Below are 21,805 nucleotides of genomic sequence, written 5' to 3'. Positions count from 1 at the left end.
GAGCACCTGCATGAAGCACACCACCACATTCACGCTTACCGGCCTGGTGGCTGGTATCGCCCTGGCCACCATGTCCAGCTCGGCGATGGCCCAGGAAAAGTGGACCATGACCACCACCTGGCCAGAGAACCTCGACCTGATCGCCATCGACAAGCATTGGGCTGAGCTGGTCAACCAGCTGGCCGGTGACGAAGTCCAGATCGAGTTCTACGCCGGCGGCACCCTGATGCCTGGCACCGAAGTCTTCGATGCCACCGAAACCGGCAGCATCCAGGCCGCCGGCGACTGGCCTGGCTACTGGGCCGGTCGCAGCCCGGCATTTTCGCCGCTGGCAACGACCACCAGCCTGTTCAACGGCGTCGACTACCTGAACTGGATTACCCAATGGGGGGGCTTCGAGCTCTACCAGGAGATCTACGGCCAGTACAACATGGTCTACCTGCCCTACGGTATCACCAACAATGAATCGGGTTTCCGTGGTGGCACGCCAATCGAGTCCATCGCCGATATCGAAGGCAAGCGCCTGCGCCTGTCCGGTCGCGACCAAGGCCGCGTCCTCGAGCAACTCGGCGGCTCTCAGGTCACTCTGGCTGGCGGTGAAATCTATCAGGCCATCGAACGTGGCGTGGTGGATGGCGCCGAATTCTCCACCCCTGGGGTGGACTACAAGGCGGGCTTCTCCGAGGTGGCTGACTACTGGATGACCCCTGGCTGGCACCAGTCCGCCAGTGTGTTCGGCGTCATGATCAACAAGGATGCCTGGGACGCACTGTCCGAGGAAACTCAGGCCAAGCTGAAGATCGCCTCTGAAGCCACCATGGCCTGGTCACTGGCCTGGTCCGAGAAGCAGTCAACAGAAGGCACCGCCAAGTTCATCGAGGATGGCACCACCATCAACCAGCTGTCCGAAGAGGATCTGGCCAAGATCCAGGACATCACCAACGAGGTGATCGTGCAGGGTGCCTGCGAGGACCCGATGCATGCCAAGGTCTATCAGTCGATGATCAGCTACCTGCAGGACTACGCCCAGTGGCGTGACGTCTCAGTGCCCTTCAACATGAGCCGCGTCACCGACAACATCCCGTCGCTCGACGACATCGAAGCCTGCATGAACTAGGCAACACGCTTGCCTTCACCGGCCGGCGGCCTTGACCAGGCCGCCGGTCATCGTTGGATATCGACGAGACTTCCACCATGAACGCCATTGCCAAGGCCATTGACTGCTTGAACGAGTGGTTCGGCCGTTTGATCGCTCCGCTGATCGCGATCATCACCCTCGTGGTGGTCTACGACATCGCGATGCGCTTCTTTTTCGGACGCCCCAGTGACTGGGCCTTCGACATCACCACCATGTTGTTCGGTACCCACTTCATGCTGATGGCCGCCTATGGGCTGCGTCATCACGCCCACGTGGAGGTGGATATCGTCAAGCAGCTGTTGTCCCGCCGTGGCCGGGCGCTGATCGACCTGCTGGGTTACCTGCTGTTCTTTACCCCCTTCATCATCATGTTCATCACTTATAGCTGGCGCTTCTTCGAACGCTCATGGAGCCGCGCCGAATCCACCTACGGCATCGTCTCCATTCCGGTGTACCCGGTGAAGGCCGTGTTGGTCATCGCCGGTGTCCTGATCCTGCTGCAGGCCGTCGCCATCGTCATCCGCGCTATCACGGAGCTGACTACCCACGACAGGGAGGAGGCCCGATGAGTGCCGAACTTCTTACCATCTTCATGTTCTCCGGACTGATGCTGGGGCTCTTCATGGGCCACCCGCTGGCCTTTGTGCTGGGTGGCGTGGCGGTGCTGGGTGCCTGGTTTGGCCCCGGCCCACAGGTGCTGGGCATCATCATCAACAACATCTACGGGCGCGCCATGGACAACTATGTTCTGGTGGCGATCCCGCTGTTTATTCTGATGGCACGCTTTCTCAACGACTCCGGCGTCACCGAGAAGATGTTCGAGAGCATGCGACTGTTGCTCGGACGTGTGCGCGGCGGCCTGGCGCTGACGGTGGTCATCGTCTCGGTACTGCTGGCGGCCACTACCGGCATCGTCGGTGCCTCCATCGCCGTCATGGGACTGATCGCTCTGGCGCCGATGCTCAAGTACGGCTACCACAAGGGGCTGTCCGCCGGGGTGATCATGGCAAGCGGCTGTCTCGGCATTCTGATCCCGCCGAGCATCATGCTGATCCTGATGGCCAGCTACTCTCCCGTGTCAGTCGGCGCACTGTTTGCCGGCGCCCTGGTGCCTGGCCTGCTGCTGGGGGGCATGTACGCGCTGTACGTGCTCATCGTCTGCCTGGTCAAGCCTGACTTCGGTCCCCCGGTAGGTGTCGAGGAACGCGCCGAAACCAGTACCGGCGAGCTGATCGTACGCTTGTGCAAGTATGTGCTGCCGCCCATGAGCCTGATCCTTGGCGTGCTGGGAGCCCTGTTCACCGGTATTGCCACGGCCACGGAAGCCTCTGCCATTGGCGTGACGCTGGCGTTCTGCCTGTTCCTGATCTTCGGCGACCGCAAGCTGTCGACCTGCTATACCACCTTCATCGAGGCCGGCAAGACGACGACCATGGTGATGTTCGTGCTGGTCGGCGCCACTGCCTTCACCGGGGTGTTCTCCATTGGCGGGGGCATGGATGTGATCAGCGAGCTGGTTCTGGCCATGCCGGGCGGCACCACGGGTGCGCTGATCCTGATGTTCCTGCTGGTATTCGTCCTGGGGATGTTCCTCGACTGGACCGGCATCGTACTGTTGAGCTTCCCGATCATGCTCCCCATCGTGGAGACCATGGGTGTCGACATGCTGTGGTTCGTGGTCATGGTCGCCGTGGTGCTGCAAACCTCCTTCCTGACCCCGCCCTTCGGCTACGCGCTGTTCTACCTCAAGGGCGTGGCCCCGCCCGAGGTCGAGACGCTGGATCTGTACAAGGCGGTCATTCCCTTCTGCGCGCTGATCCTGCTGGCCTGCGTGCTGATGTCGTACTTCCCCTGGCTGGTCACCGGCCTGCCCTCCAGGCTGCTCGGATAAGTACACGCAAGATCACCGCGACGGTACGAGTGAGCCTCCGCTTCGGCGGGGGCTTTTTTACTTTGCAGCGACGAGATTTCCAGTACCGAGAGAGCATACTCTTCGGCTTTTCACCCTCCCGCGCTACCGTTTTGGTAAAGCCTCGACCTAGTTCCTGCGCCGTATTACTTATCGAGAAATCCCAACCTCTCGATCCACCTACCGTGCAGGGCCCAACCGATGGCCAATGTCTCTCGCTTTACCCTACCTGCCGCCGACGCCTATCCGCTCGGCGCCAGCCTCTTCGAACCCGACCAGGACCCGCGAGGAGTGGTGATCATCCATCCCGCTTCCGCTGTCTCCCAGCGTCTCTATCAGGGGTTTGCCAATGCCCTGTGTGAACGAGGGCTGACGGTGATCTGCTATGACTACCGCGGGATAGGCCGGTCGCGACCGGAACACCTCGACCAGCTACAGGTGAGCATGCAGGATTGGGCAGAACTGGACGCCGACAGCGTGACGCGCTGGGCGCACCAGCGCTGGCCGACGCTCCCGATGCTGGCGGTGGGACACAGCTTTGGCGGGCATGCCATTGGCTTGGGCGAGGCCAGTCGACTGCTGAGCGCCGCGGTGTTGATCGCCTGCAACGCCAGTTGCCTGCGCTTCATCACGTCACCGTGGCTTCGCCTGCGGGCCTATGTGCTGCTGAAGATCCTGTTTCCTCTGCTGTCCCGCGTCGCCGGCTATGTCCCCTGTCGGCGCTTGGGGGTCAGTGAAGACGTTCCCTGCGGCGTTGCCCGCCAGTGCAGCCACTGGATCAGTCTGCCGCGCTATTTCTTCGATGATCCAGAGCTTGCCGCGGAGGCCCGTTTCGCCAGGCTGACCATACCGCTGCTGGTGGTCGGTTTCGACGACGACCCCTACGCCAGCCGCGACAGCATTGACCTGCTGGCGTCCTATTTCACCCAGGCCCCGGTGACGCGTCTGCAGCTCGCCCCTGAGACGCTGGGCAGTGGCGCACTGGGACACCTGGACGGCTTCCGCCGACGCCACCGGGAGACCTTGTGGCCCCTGCTGACGGGGTGGCTGGAGCAGCACTTGGCGTCCACTGACCCGCAGGCACAGAGCACGCCGGATACATCTGCCGTCACACCGAATCGCGAACTCTATGCCCCCGGCGGCTGACGTCGCCGAGAGCTATCACGGCCCAACCTCAGCTCGCGCGAATGCGCATCAGCGTGCAGTACACCACCGGCACCATCACCAGCGTCAGCAGCGTCGCCACCCCCAGGCCGAACACGATCACCACGGCCATGGAGGCAAAAAACGCATCGGTGAACAGGGGCAACATGCCCAACATGGTGGTGATCGCCGCCATGGTGACCGGGCGTACACGACTGACGGCGGCCTGGACCACCGCATCATGGGCATCGTCCTGGAGCTTGCGCTGGACGTTGATCTCTTCCATGAGGACGATGGCATTTTTCAGCACCATGCCGATCAGGCTCAGGGTGCCGAGCAGCGCCATGAAGGTGAAGGGGGCTCCCAACAGGGCCAGGCCCCCAATGATGCCGATCATCATCAATGGCACGATGGACCAGATGGCCAGCGACTGTCGCAGGCGCCCGAACAGCAGCACCGTGATGATGAACATGCCAAGCAAGCCCATCGGCAGCGACGACAGCAGCGCCTGCTGAGCCTCGCTGGCGGTCTCGTACTCACCGCCCCACTCGATGGCGTAGCCTGGCGGCAGCTCGATGGCCTCCACCTGGGGCCGCAGCCGTCCCAGCACGCTGGCAGCGGTCTCACCGGAGAGCGGCATGGGCTCTGCGTAGACGGCCAACATCCGCCGCCTGTCGCGGCGCTTGATCAAGGGGTCCCGCAGCTCGGTACGCAGCTCACCCAGCACGTTGCCCGCACTCAGGTAGCGCCCTTGCTCTTCACTCCAGACGTTGATGGCGCCCAGGTTATCGATGTCGTGGCGCTGCCCCTCCTGGGAGCGCATCACGATCGGGATCAGCTCACTGCCTTCCCGATAGACGCCGACCTGCTCGCCATCGTTGTTGAGACGGAAGGCCTGCTGCAGACCATCGCGGGTCACCCCCACCCGGCGTGCCTGCTCATCCAGGAACTCGGGGACAATGACGCTCTCGCGATTGCTCCATGACAGGCGAATGCTGTCCGCCATGGGTTCATCCTGAAAGATGCCGCGCACCTGAGCCCCCAGTTCACGCAGGGTCTCGGGATCATCACCGTAGATACGCGCCTCGATGCTGGCCTTGGCCGATGGGCCTACCTGCAGCGCCTGTACCTTGTACTGAACCCGCGGGAAGTCTTGTCGCAGCGTCTCGATCACGTCGCGCATGCGCGCCTCTCGGCTGTCGCGATCACGAGTCTCGACGATCAACTGGCCAAAGCTCGCGTAGCGGTCTTCCGGGGCATAGGTCAGGGTAAAGCGCTGGGCGCCGCCACCGATCACACTGGTCACCTGGGTCACGCCCTCCATCTCGAGGACCTTCTGCTCCAGCCGCTCGACGGTGCGCTCGGTATCGAGAATATCGGTCCCTTCCGGCAGCCACACATCGGCGAAGAACAGCGGGGTGGTGGCATCCGGGAAAAAGGCGTTCTTGACCTGACCGGATACCGACAGAGCGCCGGCCAGCAGGGCGACCGCCAGCAACAGCGTCAGGTAGCGAAACCGTATACCCAGGACAAGCATGCGCCGGAAGACCCGAAACAAAAGCCCGCGGTAGGGGTCCACGTCGTCACTCTGGTCATCGCCCGCGACGCGGTCCTTGAAGAACAGATCAAAGAAGAACGGTGTCAGGGTCAGGGCGGTGATCCAACTGAGAAACAGCGAATAGCACAGCACCCAGAACAGCGACCCGACGAACTCACCGGTGGCATCAGGAGACAGCCCTATCGGGGCAAAGGCGGTGATGGCGATCACCGTGGCCCCCAGCAAGGGCAGCCGGTTCTGTCCAACCACTTCGAGCGCCGCCTGGCGCTTGGTCTTGCCTCTGGCCATGCCGATCAGCATGCCTTCGGTGACAACGATAGCGTTGTCCACCAGCATGCCCAGGGCGATGATCAAGGCGCCCAGCGATATCTTCTGCAGCTGAATCCCATGGATCGACATCATGATGAAGGTGCCGAGAATGGTCAGCAGCAGAATCAAGCCCATCAGCAGTCCGCTGCGCACGCCCATGAACAGCAGCAGTACCAGGATGACGATGCCAACGGCTTCCGCCAGGTTGATCAAAAACCCGTTGACCGCGTCTTCCACGACGTGGGGCTGGTGATACACGGTCTCCAGCTCCATCCCTAGCGGCATGCGCTGGGACAGCTCAGCGAGTCGGGCCTCTACCCGCTCGCCGACCTCCACCACATTGACCCCGGAGGCGAAGGAAATCCCGATGGACAGCGCCGGCTGGCCGCCCGCGTGATACAACAACTGGGGCGTGTCGCTGAGCTCACGCGACACCTCGGCGATATCCCCCAGCCGAATCAGGCCGTTACCCGGCCGCCCTACCACCAGCTGCTCAAGCGCTTCGACGCTGTCGAACTCGCCGGTCGGCTGCAGCGACAGGGACAGGCCGTCCAGCTTGATGTGACCGGAATCGCCGACCACGTTCTGCGCATTGAGCAGGTCGCTGAGCTGTTGCGGCGAAATTCCCAGCGCCTTCATGCGGTCACGATCGAGGGACACTACCACCTGCTCCTGCACCGTGCCGGCGATGGCCACCTTCTTGACCCCCTCGACCAGGCGCAGTTCGCGTTGCAGCAGGTCGGCATGATCTTCCAGGTCCTGCTGGCCGTAGTCCGCGCCCGTCAAGGTCAGCAGCAAGCCGAAAACGTCACCGAAGTCGTCATTGACGATCGACGTGCCCGCTCCAGGAGGTAGCTGAACCTGGGCATCATTGATCTTGCGGCGCAGCAGGTCCCAGTACTGATCCAGCTCTTTCTCGCGCACCGTGTTCTCCAGCTCCACGGTGATCTGCGATAGCCCGTCGGCATTGACCGAGCTGACACGCTTGAGGTCAGGCATCTGCTGGATGGCCTTCTCCAGGCGCAGCGTGACTTCTTCTTCGACCTGCTCAGGCGTCGCGCCAGGGTACTGGGTCGAAATGATGGCGTTACGAATGGTGAATTCGGGGAACTCGAGCTGGCCCAGGCCGAAGAAGGACACGACGCCGCCGATGGCCAGCAGCAGGGTGATCATCCAGCTGATCACCTTCTGGCGCAGGAAAAAATCGACCATTGATCAGAGCCCCTCTTCCTTGATCCACGGGCGCACCTGTCGCCCTTCCTGCATCCGCTCTGCACCGGCAGCCACCAGCCGATCACCGGCCTCAAGCTCGCCTTCGATCAACATCCCGCGGGTGGTAATCGGCCCCGGCGTCACCGGCACGGCCTCGACCTTGCCGGGGCCTTCAGCGGCGGCGGGATCATCCGGCACAAAGCGCCACACCACTGGCTGCTCAGGGGCTGACTCGCGAGTGGTCACCGCGGCCACCGGCACGCGCCAGGGGTCTCGGCTGTCACCGGTGAGCGCACTCATGTCGAGCAGCACGGTCGCACTCATGCCTGACAGCACGGTGATGTCCTCCGGCTCAGGCAGGGTCAGGGTCACCTCATAGCTCAGCGAGCCCTGGCTCACGCTGCTGTCGTGCTCCTTGTAGCGGGCCGGGTACCGCTGCTGCTGATTTTCGGCGAAGGTGACCCACACCACGGCCTCATCACCGTCCTGCACCGCCTGAGCTCGCTCGTCGTTGATCCGGCGCACCTGCTGTTCCGGCAGCTGGAAGGTGACATCGATGGAACCTGGCTGCTGCAGCTCGGCGATGGTCTGCTGGGCGGTGACCACTTGGTAGTTATCGACAGGCACCGAGGCAATCACACCGCTGAACGGCGCCGTCAGCTCGGTGTAGCTGACCTGATCCTGTGCTTGCTTGAGCTGGGCCTGGGCCGAGAGGTATTCGGCCCTGGCCTCGTCGAAGCGTGAGCGGCTGATGGCGCCGCGCTCCAGCGAGATACGCATGCGCTCGTAGGTCGCCTCCGCCAGGCTGTAACTGGAGCGAGCGCTGGCCAGCTGACTCTCGGCGTCGCGGTCGTCCAGCCGAGCGATCAAGTCGCCGGCTTCAACCTCATCGCCTGGCTGTACGGCAAGCTCGCGCAGCTCTCCGCCAACGCGAAAGGAGAGCTCCGAACGCTCAGACGCCTGAACCTGACCGGGATAGCGCATCAGCATGCCTTGGCGCTTGGCATCCAGCGCTACCAGCTTCACCGGATGCACCTGTTGCTGCGTCAGTGGCGGCTGGTCGGCCTCACAGCCGGCTATCACAACGACGGCAAGCAGCGTGGCAACAAGGCTTCGTCGACGAAGAATCAGGCGCTGGCGGAAAGGGATCATGGGGGCTCCAATGCATCCAGGGGTCTTGGGTCAGGGGCTATCGGGGGTCAGTATTCAGTTTTGTTTCAATGTCTTGCGTCAGGCTCTTGGTTCAGGCTGTTGCGCCAACAGGACGTATTCAGCGACAGCCTTGCGTAGCCGCCTCCGGACTGGCGGCTATCGCATCCCAGGCCATGGCAAAGGCCAGCTCGATATTGGCGTCACTGGGGTCGAAGGGGTGGCACTGCTGGCCGTGCACCAGCTGATAGATCGGCAAAAACAGAAAGCAGTGCACCAGGGCGCGACCGGCGGGCTTGAGCACACCGCTGCGCTGGCCTTGGTCCACCACGTCAAGCAGCGGCGACAGTCGGCGGTCGTTGCGCTCACGCAGTGCCTCGGTCATCCATACCGAGTGACTAAAGGCATCGTGAAAGCGAAACAGCCGCGGCTGCTCCAGCGCCAAACCGAACAACGCCCGCCAGATCGCCTTGAGCCCTGCACGCAAGTCGACTTCGTCATCGAAGGCTTCCAGCGCGGTATCGATCAAGCGATCACACACGTGCACAAAGGTCGCTTCGAGCAGCGCGGTCTTGTCGGTGAAGTGGATGTAGACCGTCGCCGGCGAGACCTTGGCGCGACGCGCAATACGCGCGACCGAGGCAACCTGAAAGCCGTGCTCAGTCACTTCGACCAGAGTGGCTTCGAGCAGTCCCACTCGCTTGCTGTCATCACGGGGTCGCACGATGCAAAAGCCTCCTGTCAGATGCCTTTTAAAATAAATGAATACTCATTCACTTTCAAAGCCATCCTGTGGCTGCCTGGCAGGAATACCTGAGCGATACCGCGCCCATGCCCCTTTCCACTGACTGCAGCATCCGCGACGGGCTGGTATCATCTTGCGTCCCGCCCGACCTGCGGTGTCCGACCAGGAGTATCCTCTTGTCCAGCAGTTCTTCCTCAATGGCCAACGCCCCATCACGACGGCTATCTCGCTGGGGCTGGCTCACTCTGGGTGTTGCCGCCGTGGTCGCCTTGCCGGTGCTGGTCATTCTTGGCCACATTCTTGTGCCTGCTGGCGATATCTGGCGCCACCTTGCCGACACTGTGCTGAGTCGCTACCTGGTCAACACCCTGCTGCTGGTCCTGAGCGTCGGCCTTGGCACGCTGGCGATCGGTACCGGCTGCGCCTGGCTGGTGGTCATGTGCCGCTTCCCGGGCAAGCGCCTGTTCGAGTGGGCCATGCTGCTGCCACTGGCGGTGCCCACCTACGTCATCGCCTATGCCTATACGGACTTTCTGCAGTACGCAGGCCCACTGCAGAGCCTGCTGCGAGAAACCTTCGAGTGGTCGCGCGGTGACTACTGGTTCCCCGACATTCGCTCCCTGCCTGGGGCGGCCACCCTGATCACCCTGGTGCTCTACCCCTACGTCTACATGCTGGCGCGAGCCGCCTTTCTGGAGCAGTCGGTGTGCATGCTGGATGTGGGACGAACGCTGGGACGCACGCCCTGGCAGATGTTCACCCAGGTAGCGATGCCGTTGGCGCGTCCGGCTCTGGTGGGCGGGGTATCGCTGGCGCTGATGGAGACCCTCAATGAGTTTGGCGCGGTGCAGTACTTCGGCGTCGATACCTTCACCACGGGCATCTACCGCACCTGGTTCGGCCTGGGCGAGCAGGTCGCCGCCGCCCAGCTGGCCGCCTGCCTGCTGGCCTTCGTCATCCTGTTCGTGCTGCTCGAGCGCTGGTCACGGGGCAAGCGCCGCTTTCATCACACCTCGCACCGCTATCAGCAGCTGCCGGAGTATCGACTTAGAGGTGCCCGTGCCTGGGGGGCGACACTGGCTTGCGCCGTGCCGGTGACCGTGGGCTTCGTGCTGCCCTGCCTGTTGCTGGGCAGCATGGCCCTGAAGGCTGGCGACAGCGTGCTGGGAGGCGCCTTTCTGGAGTACGCCGGCAACAGCCTGCTGCTGGCCATCAGCGCCTCGCTGGTGGCGGTGGGACTGGCGGTCATCCTGAGCTACGGCGCCAGACTGGAAGCCAGCGCGGTGACCCGCACGGCAACGCGAATTGCCTCCCTTGGCTACGCCATCCCGGGGTCCGTCGTAGCCGTCGGCATCCTGATTCCCTTTGCCTGGGTCGACGACCATGTCAATCAGCTCTTCAAGGCCGCCACCGGGGAGGTGATCGGGCTCATTCTCAGCGGCACCGCCTTTATCCTTATCTACGCCTACGTGGTGCGCTTCCTGGCGGTGTCCTTCAACGCGGTGGAAGCCAGCCTGGGCAAGGTCACACCGTCGATGGATGCCGCTGCACGCACCCTGGGAGAGACCGCTACCGGCACGCTGCGCAAGGTGCACACGCCGATCATGCGAGGCAGTCTGCTGGCCGCCGGTATCCTGGTCTTTGTGGATGTCATGAAGGAATTGCCGGCCACGATCATTTTGCGTCCGTTCAACTTCGACACCCTGGCGGTCAGGGCCCACAACCTGGCCGCCGACGAGCGGCTCGCCGAGGCGTCCACGTCCTCGCTGGCGATCGTGGCGGTGGGGATCATTCCGGTGGTCCTGCTGAGCCTGGCCATGCGCCGCTCGCGCCCTGGCCACAGAGGCGCCTGATCAGACTGAGCGTCAGCCGGGCCAGCTCATGTCAGCTGAGATCATCCGATCTCAGCTGATATCACACCATGTCGGCGGGATAGACAAAGGCCTGGGCCGGATCGAGACTGACCTGGACGGCCTGGCCTTCGCGGGGAAGAAAGACGCCGGGTACGCGGGCATGCATGTGGGCTTCCTGGCCATCACTGCCATGCACGCAGAGGTGCAACAGGCTGCTGCGTCCCAGTAGGCGTGCCATCAGCACGTGGCTGTGATGTTCGTGCGCATTGGGACTGTCGATCTCCACCACCCGCAGCGCTTCCGGTCGCACCAGCACCTGTGCACGCGACCCCTCGGCCAGGTCACTTGCCACCGGTCCCACGGCCGTGCGCACATAGCCCCGCTGCACCGTCCCTTCGAGACGATTGACGTCCCCAAAGAAGGTCACCACGAAGGGCGTCGCGGGCGCACAGTAGAGCTCTTCCGGGGTGCCTGCCTGCACCACCCTGCCTTCTCGCATCAAGACGATACGATCGGCCATGAACATGGCCTCTTCCGGGTCATGGGTCACCAGCAGGGTGCCAGCGCCCAGCTGCTTCAGCACGTGCAGGGTATCGTCCCGAATCCGGTCCCGCAGTCGTGCGTCGAGGCTGGAAAAGGGCTCATCAAGCAACATCAACTTGGGCGAAGGCGCCAGGGCTCGGGCCAGGGCCACGCGCTGCTGCTGACCTCCCGACAGGGTATGAGGAAATGCCTCGGCATAACCGTCCATGCCAAGCTGGGCAAGCAGTTCCAGCGCCCGCTGTCGGCGCTTGGCTGACGGCAGTCCCTTAAGCCCGAAACTGACGTTGTCGAGCACGCTAAGGTGAGGAAACAGCGCCGACTCCTGAAATGCCAGGCCGACGCTGCGCTTTTCGGGGGGGACATGGGCCAGCCCGGGGGCCGCAAGGCGCTCCCCATCGAACACCAGCTCCCCGCTTTGCAGCGCCTCAAGCCCCGCCACAATGCGCAGCAAGGTCGTCTTGCCACAGCCGGAGGGCCCGAGCAGGCACACCACTTCCCCTGGCGCTATCGAAAAGGACACATCACGCACCGCCAGCGCATCAGCGTAGCGATGCTGGACCTTGTGCATGGTCATCAACGGTGTCTGTTCGAGTGCTAGCTGCTCGGCAGCAGCGGAGGCAGAGTGTGGGGGCATGACGGTCATCGCACCTGAAGAGCCGAAAACAAGAGTGGCGGGTGTCAGGCCCTGCGGCCTCGGGACGCCCACCAGCGCCGCTGGGCAGGCCATGGTAACGCGAATCCTTCCAACACGCCTTCCCCCTTTTCCGTTACCAGACGCCGGCCAGCTCCCTTCACCAGACGCTGGCAAGCGCCGGTGCGTGCCCCGCACCGCCTGTCACACCCCTGGCAGGCGCAATCCTCGTCGACGCTACTGCCTCTATTGAGGTAACTGCCCCTATGGTAGCGGGCTTACCTCGGATGAGCCGTGCCGACTATGCCGAGTGAAGCCATCGCCATCGCTCCGTGGAGGCACAATGATTGACGCCACCGGCAACAAGCCGTTCAATATCATCGCAGAATGACACGTATTATCATTCCCCACTACAAGAGGTCTCCGATGTCAAACGCCACTCGCCTCGCCGCAGCCATTGCCCTGGCAAGCGCTTCCGGCCTTGCCTACGCCGACGGCAGCGTCAACGTGTACTCCGCTCGTCACTATGACTCAGACCAGGCCATGTACGATGCCTTTACCGAGGAGACCGGCATCGAGGTCAATGTGCTGCAGGGCGATTCCGATCAGTTGATTCAGCGCATCAAGCGCGAAGGCGAAGCCAGCCCGGCAGACATCATGATGACCGTGGACGCTGGCCGTCTGTGGCGTGCCGAGGAAGAAGGCATCTTCGCGGCGGTGGACTCCGAGGTACTCAATGAGCGCCTGCCCGCCAGCATGCGCCACCCTGAAGGTGACTGGTTCGGCTTCAGCCAGCGTGTGCGTGCGATCTTCTACAACCCGGAGACCATCGATCCTGAACAGGTCGACACCTACGAGAAGCTTGCTGACCCGAGCCTCAAGGGCAAGATCTGCATTCGCTCGTCCAACAACATCTACAACCAGTCACTGCTGGCATCGATGATCGAGCACCACGGCGAGGAAGGGGCTGAGGAGTGGGCCCAGGGCGTCGTCGATAACATGGCGCGGGACCCGGAAGGCGGTGATCGTGACCAGATCAAGGGCGTGGCCAGCGGTGAGTGCGATGTGGCCGTCGCCAACCACTACTACTACGTGCGCCTGCTGACGTCCGACAACGACGACGAGCGCGAAGCTGCCGAGAGCGTCCAGATCCTGTTCCCCAATCAGGATGACCGTGGTGCCCACGTCAACGTCGGCGGCGCTGGCCTGGTCAAGGGTGCGCCGAACCACGATAACGCGGTGGCTTTCCTTGAGTTCCTGGCATCCGACAAGGCCCAGGAGCTGTTTGCGGTGGGCAATCACGAGTTCCCGGTGGTGGAAGGCGTCGCCCTCGATGAGGTGCTGTCTTCCTGGGGCGAGTTCAAGAAGGACGACGTCAACGTCAGCGTGCTGGGTGAAAACAACCCGGAAGCGATCAAGATCTTCGACCGCGTTGGCTGGCGTTGATCCGTCGCTGAGGCCAGCGACTGCCAAGTTGCAGGCCTGACGCAAAAAAAGCCCCGAGCCAGTCGATGGCTCGGGGCTTTTTCGTTCGCAGCGTCTTGGATCGCGGCGTGTTCGTCCGCAACGTCGAGATGGCGCTCAGCGGCCGGTGGACTCCAGTCGCAGATCATCCGGATGCTGCCAGACATCCAGGCTGGCCATGCGACGCCCGCGATCATTCAGGAAGGTTTCCAGTGACACGGTGGTGTCGGTGCCTGCCTTGGAGAAGATCAAGCGGTCGCTGCCTTCCTCACGGGTCGAGGACCAGTCCGCGCCAAGACACTGGCCCAGCGCTTCACCGCCGACCGTGAGCGCCCCGCGCGGATCATCGCTGTCCATGCGGCCGAAACAGGAATAATGATCGGGACGCTGGGATGAGGTGATCAGGCAGGACTCATGAAACGCCTGAACGTCGGTTTCCCAGGTGCGGGTCAGACGGTTGTCTTCGAAACGCCCCTTGATGCCAGCAAAGCCTCCTTCGGCACTCGCCACCGCCTGATTGAGCGCACTACAGTCAAACATTTCCGCGGCGGTCTGTGGCTGCGAGGTCGACGCACAGCCTGCCAGCGTCACCATGGCAAGCGCTGCCCATCCCATCTTTACCCGTGTCATATCCTTGTCTCCGGCAATGGGGCCGTGGCATCCACGACCAAGTTGGCATTCCATGACCGACACCATAGCACCCGCAACACGATCTCGGCAGTGGTGAATGACCTCTTGTCGAGGCGGACTACCTGGCGAGCAAAGCCAGCCCCCAGGCATCACCAGGTTCCATGGTCATTACCCTTAGCCTCCAGCGACTGGCCCACTAGCACTGCAGTGCCCGGGCCAGGTCCGTCAGCGAGCTGGCGTGAAGGTCGTTGGCGGAGGATCCCTCCACCGACTTGGGGGCATCGGCGCCAAACTCGTGGGGGCGCTCGATGTAAGCGGTCTTGAGGCCACAGCCGCGAGCGGCGTCGAGATCATCCTGGTGGGCGGCCACCAGCATGACCTCCGATGGGTCCACTTCAAATACCTCGGCGACGCCTAGGTAGGTGTCCGGATGGGGCTTGTAAGCGCGGAAGACCTCTGCTGACAGAATCAGGTCCCAGGGCAGTCCCCCTAGCTTGGCCATATCGGCCAGCAGTCCTAGATTGCCGTTGGACAGAGTGCAGATCACATGGCGTTGCTTGAGTCGCGAAAGCCCCTCGACGCTGTCGGGCCAAGGCGCCAACCGGTGCCAGGCAAGGTTGAGCTGCCTCCGCCCCGGCTCGTCCAGCGCCAGGTGATACTGATCGAGCAGCTCGTCCAGAATCATCCGGTGCAAGTCGTCGATGCGCGTCCAGCCCAGCTCGCCTGACATCACCCGAGCCATTGCAGGCCTGTAGCCCGCCCGCCAGGCTCGGGCAAAGTCAGCTGGCGTCAGCGCACAGCCGGGACCGTCAAGCAGGCCCAGGGCCTCGACCTCGCGCACGATACTGCCGTGCCAATCCACCACGGTGCCGAAGATATCGAAGGCCAGTATCTTGGGTCGTTGCCAGGGCGTCGCCATGCTGTTGCTCTCCTTGTCGGCCGCGTACGGTGCCTTGCCAGCACCTCCATTGGGACAACAGCATAGACCATGGCTGGCGCTATCAGTGGGCCTCGTCCCAGTTGGCACCGCTCTCGGCTTCGACAATCAGGGGCACATCGAGGCTGGCAGCATTCTGCATGCGCGCCTTGACCTCGGCCATGAAGGCGTCCACCTGGTCTTCCTTGACCTCGAACACCAGCTCATCGTGGACCTGCATCACCATCCAGGCATCGAAGCCATTGCTGCCCGCCTGGTCGGTCAGCCAATCGTCCATATCGATCATGGCCTGCTTGATGATGTCTGCCGCCGTCCCCTGCATGGGCGCATTGATGGCGGTGCGCTCGGCGCCCTGGCGACGAGCGCGGTTCTGAGAGTGAATTTCCGGCAGATAGAGCCTGCGCCCGGCCACTGTCTCGACATAGCCATCCTCGGCCGCCTGAGCACGGATACGCTCCATATAGCGGGCCACTCCGGGGTAGCGATCGAAGTAGCGATCGATGTAGGTCTTGGCCTGGCTCTGCTCGATGTGCAGCTGGCGACCCAGCCCCCAGGCGCTCATGCCGTAGATCAGCCCGAAGTTGATCGCCTTGGCACTGCGGCGCTGATCACTGGACACCTTGTCCAGGCCGACACCGAACACCTCAGCCGCCGTGGCGGCGTGAATGTCCTTGTCATCGGCAAAGGCGGACAGCAGGCCCTTGTCGCCGGACAGGTGCGCCATGATGCGCAGCTCGATCTGAGAATAGTCCGCCGCCACGATGCGATAACCAGGCCGTGCCACAAAGGCCTGACGGATGCGGCGTCCTTCGTCGGTACGAATCGGGATATTCTGCAGATTGGGATCTGACGACGACAGACGACCGGTGGCCGTCACCGCCTGGTGATAGCTGGTGTGCAGACGACCGGTGGACGGGTTGACCAGCCTGGGCAGCTTGTCGGTATAGGTGGAGCGCAGCTTCGAAAGGCCACGATGCTCCATGATCAGCTTGGGCAGCGGATAATCCAGTGCCAGCTCTTCAAGCACCGCCTCGGCGGTGGACGGCGCGCCCTTGGGGGTCTTCTTGATCACGGGAATGCCCTGCTCTTCGAACAGGATCTGTCCCAGCTGCTTGGGCGAACCCAGGTTGAACTCTCGTCCGGCCAGCTCGAACGCCCTGGCCTCGAGCTCACGGATGCGCTCGGCCAGCTCCTGGCTCTGGGTGTGCAGCAGTTCGACGTTCAACGCTACCCCGTTGCGCTCCATCCGCGACAGCACCCGAACCAGCGGCCGTTCAAGCCTGTCGAGCACCTCGGCCAATCGCCCCGTCTGCTCGAGGCGGGGGCGCAATTCGTGGTGAAGGCGCAGGGTGATATCGACGTCCTCGCAGGCGTAGGGAGCCGCCTGTTCCAGGGCAATCTGGTTGAACGTCAGCTGCTTGGCACCCTTGCCGGCAATATCCTCGAACTTGACCGTGCCCTCGCCCAGGTACTTCAGCGCCAGGGAGTCCATGTCATGCCGGGTGGCGGTGGAATCCAGCACGTAGGACTCGAGCATGGTATCGATCAGAGGCCCGGCGACCGCCATCTCGTAGCGTGCCAGTACCGAGATGTCGTATTTCAGGTTCTGGCCAATCTTGGCGATGCGCTCATCGGCCAGTATCGGAGCAAGCGACGCCAACACCTGCTTGCGATCGAGCTGGGCAGGGGCATCCAGGTAGTCATGGGCCAGCGGGATGTAGGCGGCCTCGCCCGGGGCCAGGGCAAGGCCAATACCGACGATCTCGGCCTCCATATAGTTGAGGCTGGTGGTTTCCAGATCGAAACAGAAGGCCTCGGCGTCGGCCAGCCGCTGGAGCCAGGCGTCCAGCTCGGCCTGCTCGAGAATCACGTGATCCTCCCGCGTGTCCCCCGCGGCGACCTTGCCATCCTCGGCGTCATCGCTCCCCGCCGGGGTGGCCGTGCCACCCGCCACGTCGTCCACGCCCTCGTCCTGACCGGCCAGCAACTCCGCCAGCCAGTTCTTGAACTCCAGGCGCTGGTAAAGCGTCTTCAGCGCCTCACGGTCCGGCGCAGCGATGGCCAGGTCATCGAGGCCGAGCTCCAGCTCGCAGTCGGTCTTGATCGTGGCCAGCGTGTACGACAGGTAGGCCTGATCGCGATGTTCCTTGAGCTTCTTGGGCAACGTCTTGGCGCCACGAAATGACAGGGTCTTGACCTTGTCGAGGTCGCCATAGATCACATCCAGCCCGCCTTCCATGCCCTGCAGCAGGCCGATAGCGGTCTTTTCGCCAACCCCCGGCACTCCGGGGATGTTGTCGACCTTGTCGCCCATCAATGCCAGGTAGTCGATGATCAACTCCGGCGGCAGGCCAAACTTGTCCTTCACCCCGGCCACATCCAGGGTTTCGTCCTTCATGGTGTTGACCAGCGTGATATGGCCATTGACCAGCTGCGCCATGTCCTTGTCGCCGGTAGAGATCACGGCGTCGCGGCCGGCGTCCGTCGCCATCCGGGCCAGGGTGCCAATGACATCATCTGCCTCGACCCCCTTGATGCACAGCAGCGGCAAGCCCAGCGCCCTGACACAGTCGTGCAGCGGCTCGACCTGAGCGCGCAGGTCATCCGGCATCGGCGGCCGCTGCGCCTTGTACTGATCGTACAGCTCATCACGAAAGGTCTTGCCGGGCGCATCGAAGACCACCGCCATGGGACTGTCCGGATAGTCCTTGATCAGGCGCTTGAGCATGTTGATCACGCCCTTGATGGCGCCGGTAGGCTGACCTTCGGAGGTGGTCAGTGGCGGCAGGGCGTGAAAGGCACGGTAAAGATAGGAGGAACCGTCGACGAGAACGATGGGGCTAGAGGCCATGGATCGGCGTCCCTGTAAGAAAGAATGTCTACGTTGCCACACATGATACGCATCCCGTGCGTCTTTTGCCGGTCGCTTTTCGCCGAGTGAAGTCCAGAGCGTCGCTCCACCCTGGCACCAGCGTCTGCCCGCTGCGGCGCGACCACAACGCCTTTGCCGGGGAACCCTGCGACACGTATCATGGTCTTATCGAACACCGTTCTACCAAACCGTTTGACGATGAACTGTCATCAGGAGGCTTACCATGATGATTCAACGCCTCACCAGCGCTAGCCTGCTGGCCCTGACGCTACTGGCGACAGCGGCACCCGCTGTGGCGCAGGTGCAGCCGGATGTCAGCGTACGCCAGGAAGCCGGCCAGACCCTGAGCGAGTACCGAGTCAACGGCAAGCTGTATGCCATCAAGGTGGAGCCCAAGGGTGGCAGCACCTACTTCCTGGTGGACCGCAATGGCGACGGCAACTTCCAGCGCCAGACCAGCGATAGCGTCGACGTGCCCAGCTGGGTCCAATAGCCAAGCAGGGTCCAATAGCCTGGCCGGGGCGAATCGACGAGCGTCGTCGCTCCGCCTTCGCTGCCCGCCCGTTGTGCTCACCTTGCACGTTTGCTGTCAGCGCCCTGCGCGCCCCAGGCCCTCTGCCGGGCACTTGCCCCAAGGGGCACTGTCATTCCGCTGAGATTACGTTTCTCGATCACGTGCAACTCGTTGCCAAGTCGCTACAATAGGCGCCTTGGCAACCCCGGGCGAGACGATCCATGGCCGTATTCACTCCGCTTGAAGACTCACAGGTCTCAGGCTTTCTCAGCCGTTTTGACGTCGGCGAACTGACAAGGCTGCAAGGGGTGCCCGCAGGCACCGAAAACAGCACCTTCTTTGTCACCACCGACAGGCGAGAACTGGTGCTAACTCTGTTCGAGCAGGGTGAACACGAAGAACTGCCATTCTTCGTCGAGCTGCTGGACTTCCTCGACGAGCATCGCATCCCCGTCGCTGGCCCTATTCACGACCGCGACGGCGTCGCATTGCACGAGCTGGCGGGTCGCCCTGCGCTGCTTTTCCCGCGCCTGCCGGGCAGCCACCCCAAGGCCCCCAATCCCGCTCAATGCCGGGCACTGGGACAGGCCCTGGGCGAAATGCACCGCGTCTCGCGTCATTTCAGCGGACACCGCCCCAACCCTCGTGACATTCACTGGCTGAGCGCCATGCATCACAAGGTGCTGGTCTATCTGTCACCCGCAGACCAGGCGCTGATGCAGGATGAAGTGGATGCCTACCAGGCGGCCCTGGAAACCCTCGAGCAGCCTTTGCCCCAGGGCGCGCTGCACGGTGACCTGTTCCGCGATAACACGCTGTTCGACGGCGAGCAGCTGGGCGGCATCATCGACTTCTACAATGGTTGCACCGGTGACCTGCTGTTCGACCTGGCCATTGTCATCAATGACTGGGCCACCGATGGCGATGGCCATCTCGACCAGCAGCGCCACGATGCGCTGCTGGAGGCCTACCTCGCCGAGCGCCCCTTGACCGCCCAGGAGCGCGCGCTCTGGCCGCTGATGCTGCGCCTGACGGCGTTGCGCTATTGGCTGTCGCGCCTGCTGGTGGTGTATGTGGACCCGCCGGCCCATGACCTGACGCCCCATGACCCAGAGCAGTTCCGGCGCATCCTGCGCTCGCGCCTGGAGCATGGCGCTCTTCCCCTGCCCGACACCGAGGTTCGCTTGTGAGCCAGAAGCCGCAACCTGATGCAGCCGTGCAACGCGCCCGCCGTACCTGGAACATTGACCAGTGGGGCAGTGGCTACTTCGACGTGGATGAAGCCGGGCAAGCGCTGGTGCGGCCCCTCGGCGAGGTCGAACCGGGCCCCAGCCTGCCCCTGATCGGCCTGGTCGAGCAGGTACGCAAGGCCGGCCTGCGCCTGCCGGTGCTGATCCGCTTTACCGATATTCTGCATGACCGGGTCGAGCAGCTGTGCGCGGCCTTTGATCAGGCCATGGCAGAGGAAAACTTCACCAGCGGCTACACCGCGGTCTACCCGATCAAGGTCAATCAGCAGCGTCGCGTGGTCGAGGAAATTCTCGCCACCAACGAGCGCGGGCGCGACCGCGTGGGCCTGGAAGCAGGCAGCAAGCCAGAGCTCTTGGCGGTGCTGGCCCTGTCAGGGGATGGCCCGTCGCTGATCGTGTGCAACGGCTACAAGGACCGCGAGTACATTCGTCTGGCGTTGATGGGCGAGAAGCTCGGCCACCGGGTCTACCTGGTCGTGGAAAAGCTGTCCGAGCTACCGATGATTCTGGAAGAGGCCGAACGCCTGGGCGTGACGCCACGCATCGGGCTGCGTGCTCGGCTGTCATCCGTGGGACGTGGCAAGTGGCAGGATACCGGCGGAGAGAAGTCCAAGTTCGGCCTGACCGCTGGCCAGATCCTGGCGGTGGTCGAGCGCCTGAGCGAGGCAGGCCGCCTCGACAGCCTGCAGCTGGTGCACTTCCACCTGGGGTCCCAGATCGCCAATATCGGTGATATTCAGCGCGGCCTGCGTGAATGTGCCCGTTTCTACCAGTACCTGCACCAGCTGGGTGCCCCGGTGGACACGGTGGACGTGGGCGGCGGACTGGGTGTCGACTACGAAGGCACCCACTCGCGCAATTTCTGCTCGATCAACTACTCCATGCTCGAGTACGCCCGCAACGTGGTCTATGCCTTCAATCAGGTATGTAGCGCAGAGGACCTGCCTCAGCCGCACCTGATCAGCGAGTCGGGCCGAGCGCTGACCGCGCACCACGCCGTCCTGATCACCAACGTGATCGGCGAAGAGAGCGTGGACACCCAGCCGCCCAGCGAGCGCCGGAGCGACGACCCCGAAGTGGAAGCGCTCTGGCGTACGCTGGACTTTCTGCAGCGTGAGCCCGAGCCGCGCGGCCTGATGGAAGCCTGGCACGACCTGATTCAGGACATGGGCGATCTGCATGATCGTTTCGTGCTGGGAGCCGCCGACCTGGCAGCGCGGGCCGAAGGCGAGGGCGTCTACTTTGCCGCCTGTGCCGCCCTACGTTCACAGCTGGACCCCCGCAATCGCGCCCATCGCGAGATCCTTGATGAACTCGCCGAGAAGCTCGCGGACAAGCTGTTCGTCAACTTCTCGCTGTTTCAGTCGATGCCCGATGTCTGGGGCATCAAGCAGATCTTCCCGGTGCTGCCGCTGTGCGGACTGGACCGCGAACCCAGCCGTCGCGGCGTCATTCAGGACATCACCTGTGACAGTGACGGACGCATCGACAGTTACGTGGATGGCCAGGGGGTAGAGACCACCCTGCCCTTGCCCGAGTGGCATGAGGGGGATGAGCGCTTGCTCGGCTTCTTCATGGTGGGCGCCTACCAGGAAATTCTGGGCGATCTGCATAACCTGTTCGGTGATACCGATGCGGTGGATGCCTCACTGGATCGCGACGGCGGCTGGCGCTTGACCAACCTGCAGTGGGGTGACCGGGTGTCCGACGTGCTGGGCTACGTCAACTTCAACGCTGACGTGCTGCGCGAACGCCTGCGCGTGCAGCTCACCCGCAGCAATCTGGATCCACGCGAGCAGCGTCACTTCCTGGATGACCTGTCGGAGGGGCTCGACGGCTACACCTATCTGGAGTAAGCCTTCCCTTGCCACTGGGTGCCAGCCAGTCCAGACCAGACAAGCCCCGCGCCCACCGCCTATTGCCGCGCCCGCCGACACCCTTCGTGTCT

16 protein-coding genes are annotated in these 21,805 nt (G+C 63.2%); 9 read left to right on the top strand and 7 right to left on the bottom strand.

Annotated elements, in window-relative coordinates; all coding sequences use genetic code 11:
* The first annotated feature begins 10 nt into the window (after positions 1-10).
* The 4 genes from dctP (at position 11) to KUV41_RS12340 (ending at position 4,193) form a co-directional block, all read left to right on the top strand.
* Complete coding sequence (dctP, locus tag KUV41_RS12355; RefSeq protein WP_206940665.1) at positions 11-1,117, top strand: TRAP transporter substrate-binding protein DctP; 1,107 nt, start codon at positions 11-13, stop codon at positions 1,115-1,117.
* 77 nt (positions 1,118-1,194) lie between these two features.
* Complete coding sequence (locus KUV41_RS12350) at positions 1,195-1,707, top strand: TRAP transporter small permease subunit (RefSeq protein WP_206940667.1); 513 nt, start codon at positions 1,195-1,197, stop codon at positions 1,705-1,707.
* Positions 1,704-3,029 carry a TRAP transporter large permease subunit gene (locus KUV41_RS12345; protein WP_222486388.1) on the top strand — a complete coding sequence of 442 codons (1,326 nt, stop codon included), beginning with the start codon at positions 1,704-1,706 and terminating at the stop codon, positions 3,027-3,029. Before KUV41_RS12350 ends, KUV41_RS12345 begins: the two co-directional genes overlap by 4 nt.
* A 219-nt stretch (positions 3,030-3,248) precedes the next feature.
* Positions 3,249-4,193, top strand: a complete 945-nt coding sequence (locus KUV41_RS12340) for an alpha/beta fold hydrolase (RefSeq protein WP_222486386.1) — start codon at positions 3,249-3,251, stop codon at positions 4,191-4,193.
* A 28-nt stretch (positions 4,194-4,221) separates the two neighbouring features.
* Here the strand turns inward: KUV41_RS12340 and KUV41_RS12335 are convergent, their stop codons facing one another.
* From KUV41_RS12335 to KUV41_RS12325, 3 genes are all read right to left on the bottom strand, one after another.
* Positions 4,222-7,269, bottom strand: a complete 3,048-nt coding sequence (locus KUV41_RS12335; protein WP_222486384.1) for an efflux RND transporter permease subunit — start codon at positions 7,267-7,269, stop codon at positions 4,222-4,224.
* A gap of 3 nt (positions 7,270-7,272) precedes the next feature.
* Complete coding sequence (locus tag KUV41_RS12330; RefSeq protein WP_206940677.1) at positions 7,273-8,421, bottom strand: efflux RND transporter periplasmic adaptor subunit; 1,149 nt, start codon at positions 8,419-8,421, stop codon at positions 7,273-7,275.
* A 118-nt stretch (positions 8,422-8,539) separates the two neighbouring features.
* Positions 8,540-9,142 carry a TetR/AcrR family transcriptional regulator gene (locus tag KUV41_RS12325; protein ID WP_222163937.1) on the bottom strand — a complete coding sequence of 201 codons (603 nt, stop codon included), beginning with the start codon at positions 9,140-9,142 and terminating at the stop codon, positions 8,540-8,542.
* A gap of 218 nt (positions 9,143-9,360) precedes the next feature.
* Here KUV41_RS12325 and KUV41_RS12320 point away from each other — a divergent pair, with 218 nt between their 5' ends.
* Complete coding sequence (locus KUV41_RS12320) at positions 9,361-11,016, top strand: ABC transporter permease (RefSeq protein WP_222486467.1); 1,656 nt, start codon at positions 9,361-9,363, stop codon at positions 11,014-11,016.
* 61 nt (positions 11,017-11,077) lie between these two features.
* Here the strand turns inward: KUV41_RS12320 and KUV41_RS12315 are convergent, their stop codons facing one another.
* The gene (locus tag KUV41_RS12315) at positions 11,078-12,193 is read right to left on the bottom strand and encodes an ABC transporter ATP-binding protein (RefSeq protein WP_222486382.1); all 1,116 of its coding nucleotides are present in this window, start codon (positions 12,191-12,193) and stop codon (positions 11,078-11,080) included.
* A 423-nt stretch (positions 12,194-12,616) separates the two neighbouring features.
* On the opposite strand from KUV41_RS12315, the gene KUV41_RS12310 reads away from it, so the two are divergent.
* Positions 12,617-13,636, top strand: a complete 1,020-nt coding sequence (locus tag KUV41_RS12310; protein WP_206940683.1) for a Fe(3+) ABC transporter substrate-binding protein — start codon at positions 12,617-12,619, stop codon at positions 13,634-13,636.
* Positions 13,637-13,771: 135 nt separating this feature from the next.
* Here KUV41_RS12310 and KUV41_RS12305 read toward each other — a convergent pair whose 3' ends face one another.
* The 3 genes from KUV41_RS12305 to polA form a co-directional block, all read right to left on the bottom strand.
* On the bottom strand, positions 13,772-14,284 hold the full coding sequence (locus tag KUV41_RS12305) for a hypothetical protein (protein WP_222238802.1): 513 nt from the start codon (positions 14,282-14,284) through the stop codon (positions 13,772-13,774).
* Between the two features lie 196 nt (positions 14,285-14,480).
* The gene (locus tag KUV41_RS12300; RefSeq protein WP_222486380.1) at positions 14,481-15,203 is read right to left on the bottom strand and encodes a haloacid dehalogenase type II; all 723 of its coding nucleotides are present in this window, start codon (positions 15,201-15,203) and stop codon (positions 14,481-14,483) included.
* A gap of 82 nt (positions 15,204-15,285) precedes the next feature.
* Complete coding sequence (gene polA / locus KUV41_RS12295) at positions 15,286-18,072, bottom strand: DNA polymerase I (RefSeq protein ID WP_222163934.1); 2,787 nt, start codon at positions 18,070-18,072, stop codon at positions 15,286-15,288.
* A 244-nt stretch (positions 18,073-18,316) separates the two neighbouring features.
* On the opposite strand from polA, the gene KUV41_RS12290 reads away from it, so the two are divergent.
* From KUV41_RS12290 to speA, 3 genes are all read left to right on the top strand, one after another.
* Positions 18,317-18,586, top strand: coding sequence for a DUF2782 domain-containing protein (locus KUV41_RS12290; protein ID WP_222163933.1), 270 nt, complete (start codon positions 18,317-18,319; stop codon positions 18,584-18,586).
* A 242-nt stretch (positions 18,587-18,828) separates the two neighbouring features.
* A complete protein-coding gene (locus KUV41_RS12285; protein WP_222163932.1) occupies positions 18,829-19,797 on the top strand; it encodes a homoserine kinase in 969 nt (322 codons plus the stop codon).
* Positions 19,794-21,713 carry a biosynthetic arginine decarboxylase gene (gene speA, locus KUV41_RS12280; RefSeq protein ID WP_206940708.1) on the top strand — a complete coding sequence of 640 codons (1,920 nt, stop codon included), beginning with the start codon at positions 19,794-19,796 and terminating at the stop codon, positions 21,711-21,713. The genes KUV41_RS12285 and speA overlap by 4 nt, the downstream gene beginning before the upstream one ends.
* The last annotated feature ends 92 nt before the right edge of the window (positions 21,714-21,805 follow it).

The organism is Halomonas sp. DP8Y7-1 (genome assembly GCF_019801685.1).
GTDB classification, from domain to species: domain Bacteria; phylum Pseudomonadota; class Gammaproteobacteria; order Pseudomonadales; family Halomonadaceae; genus Halomonas; species Halomonas litopenaei_A.
This window is presented reverse-complemented; position numbering and strand designations above follow the sequence as displayed.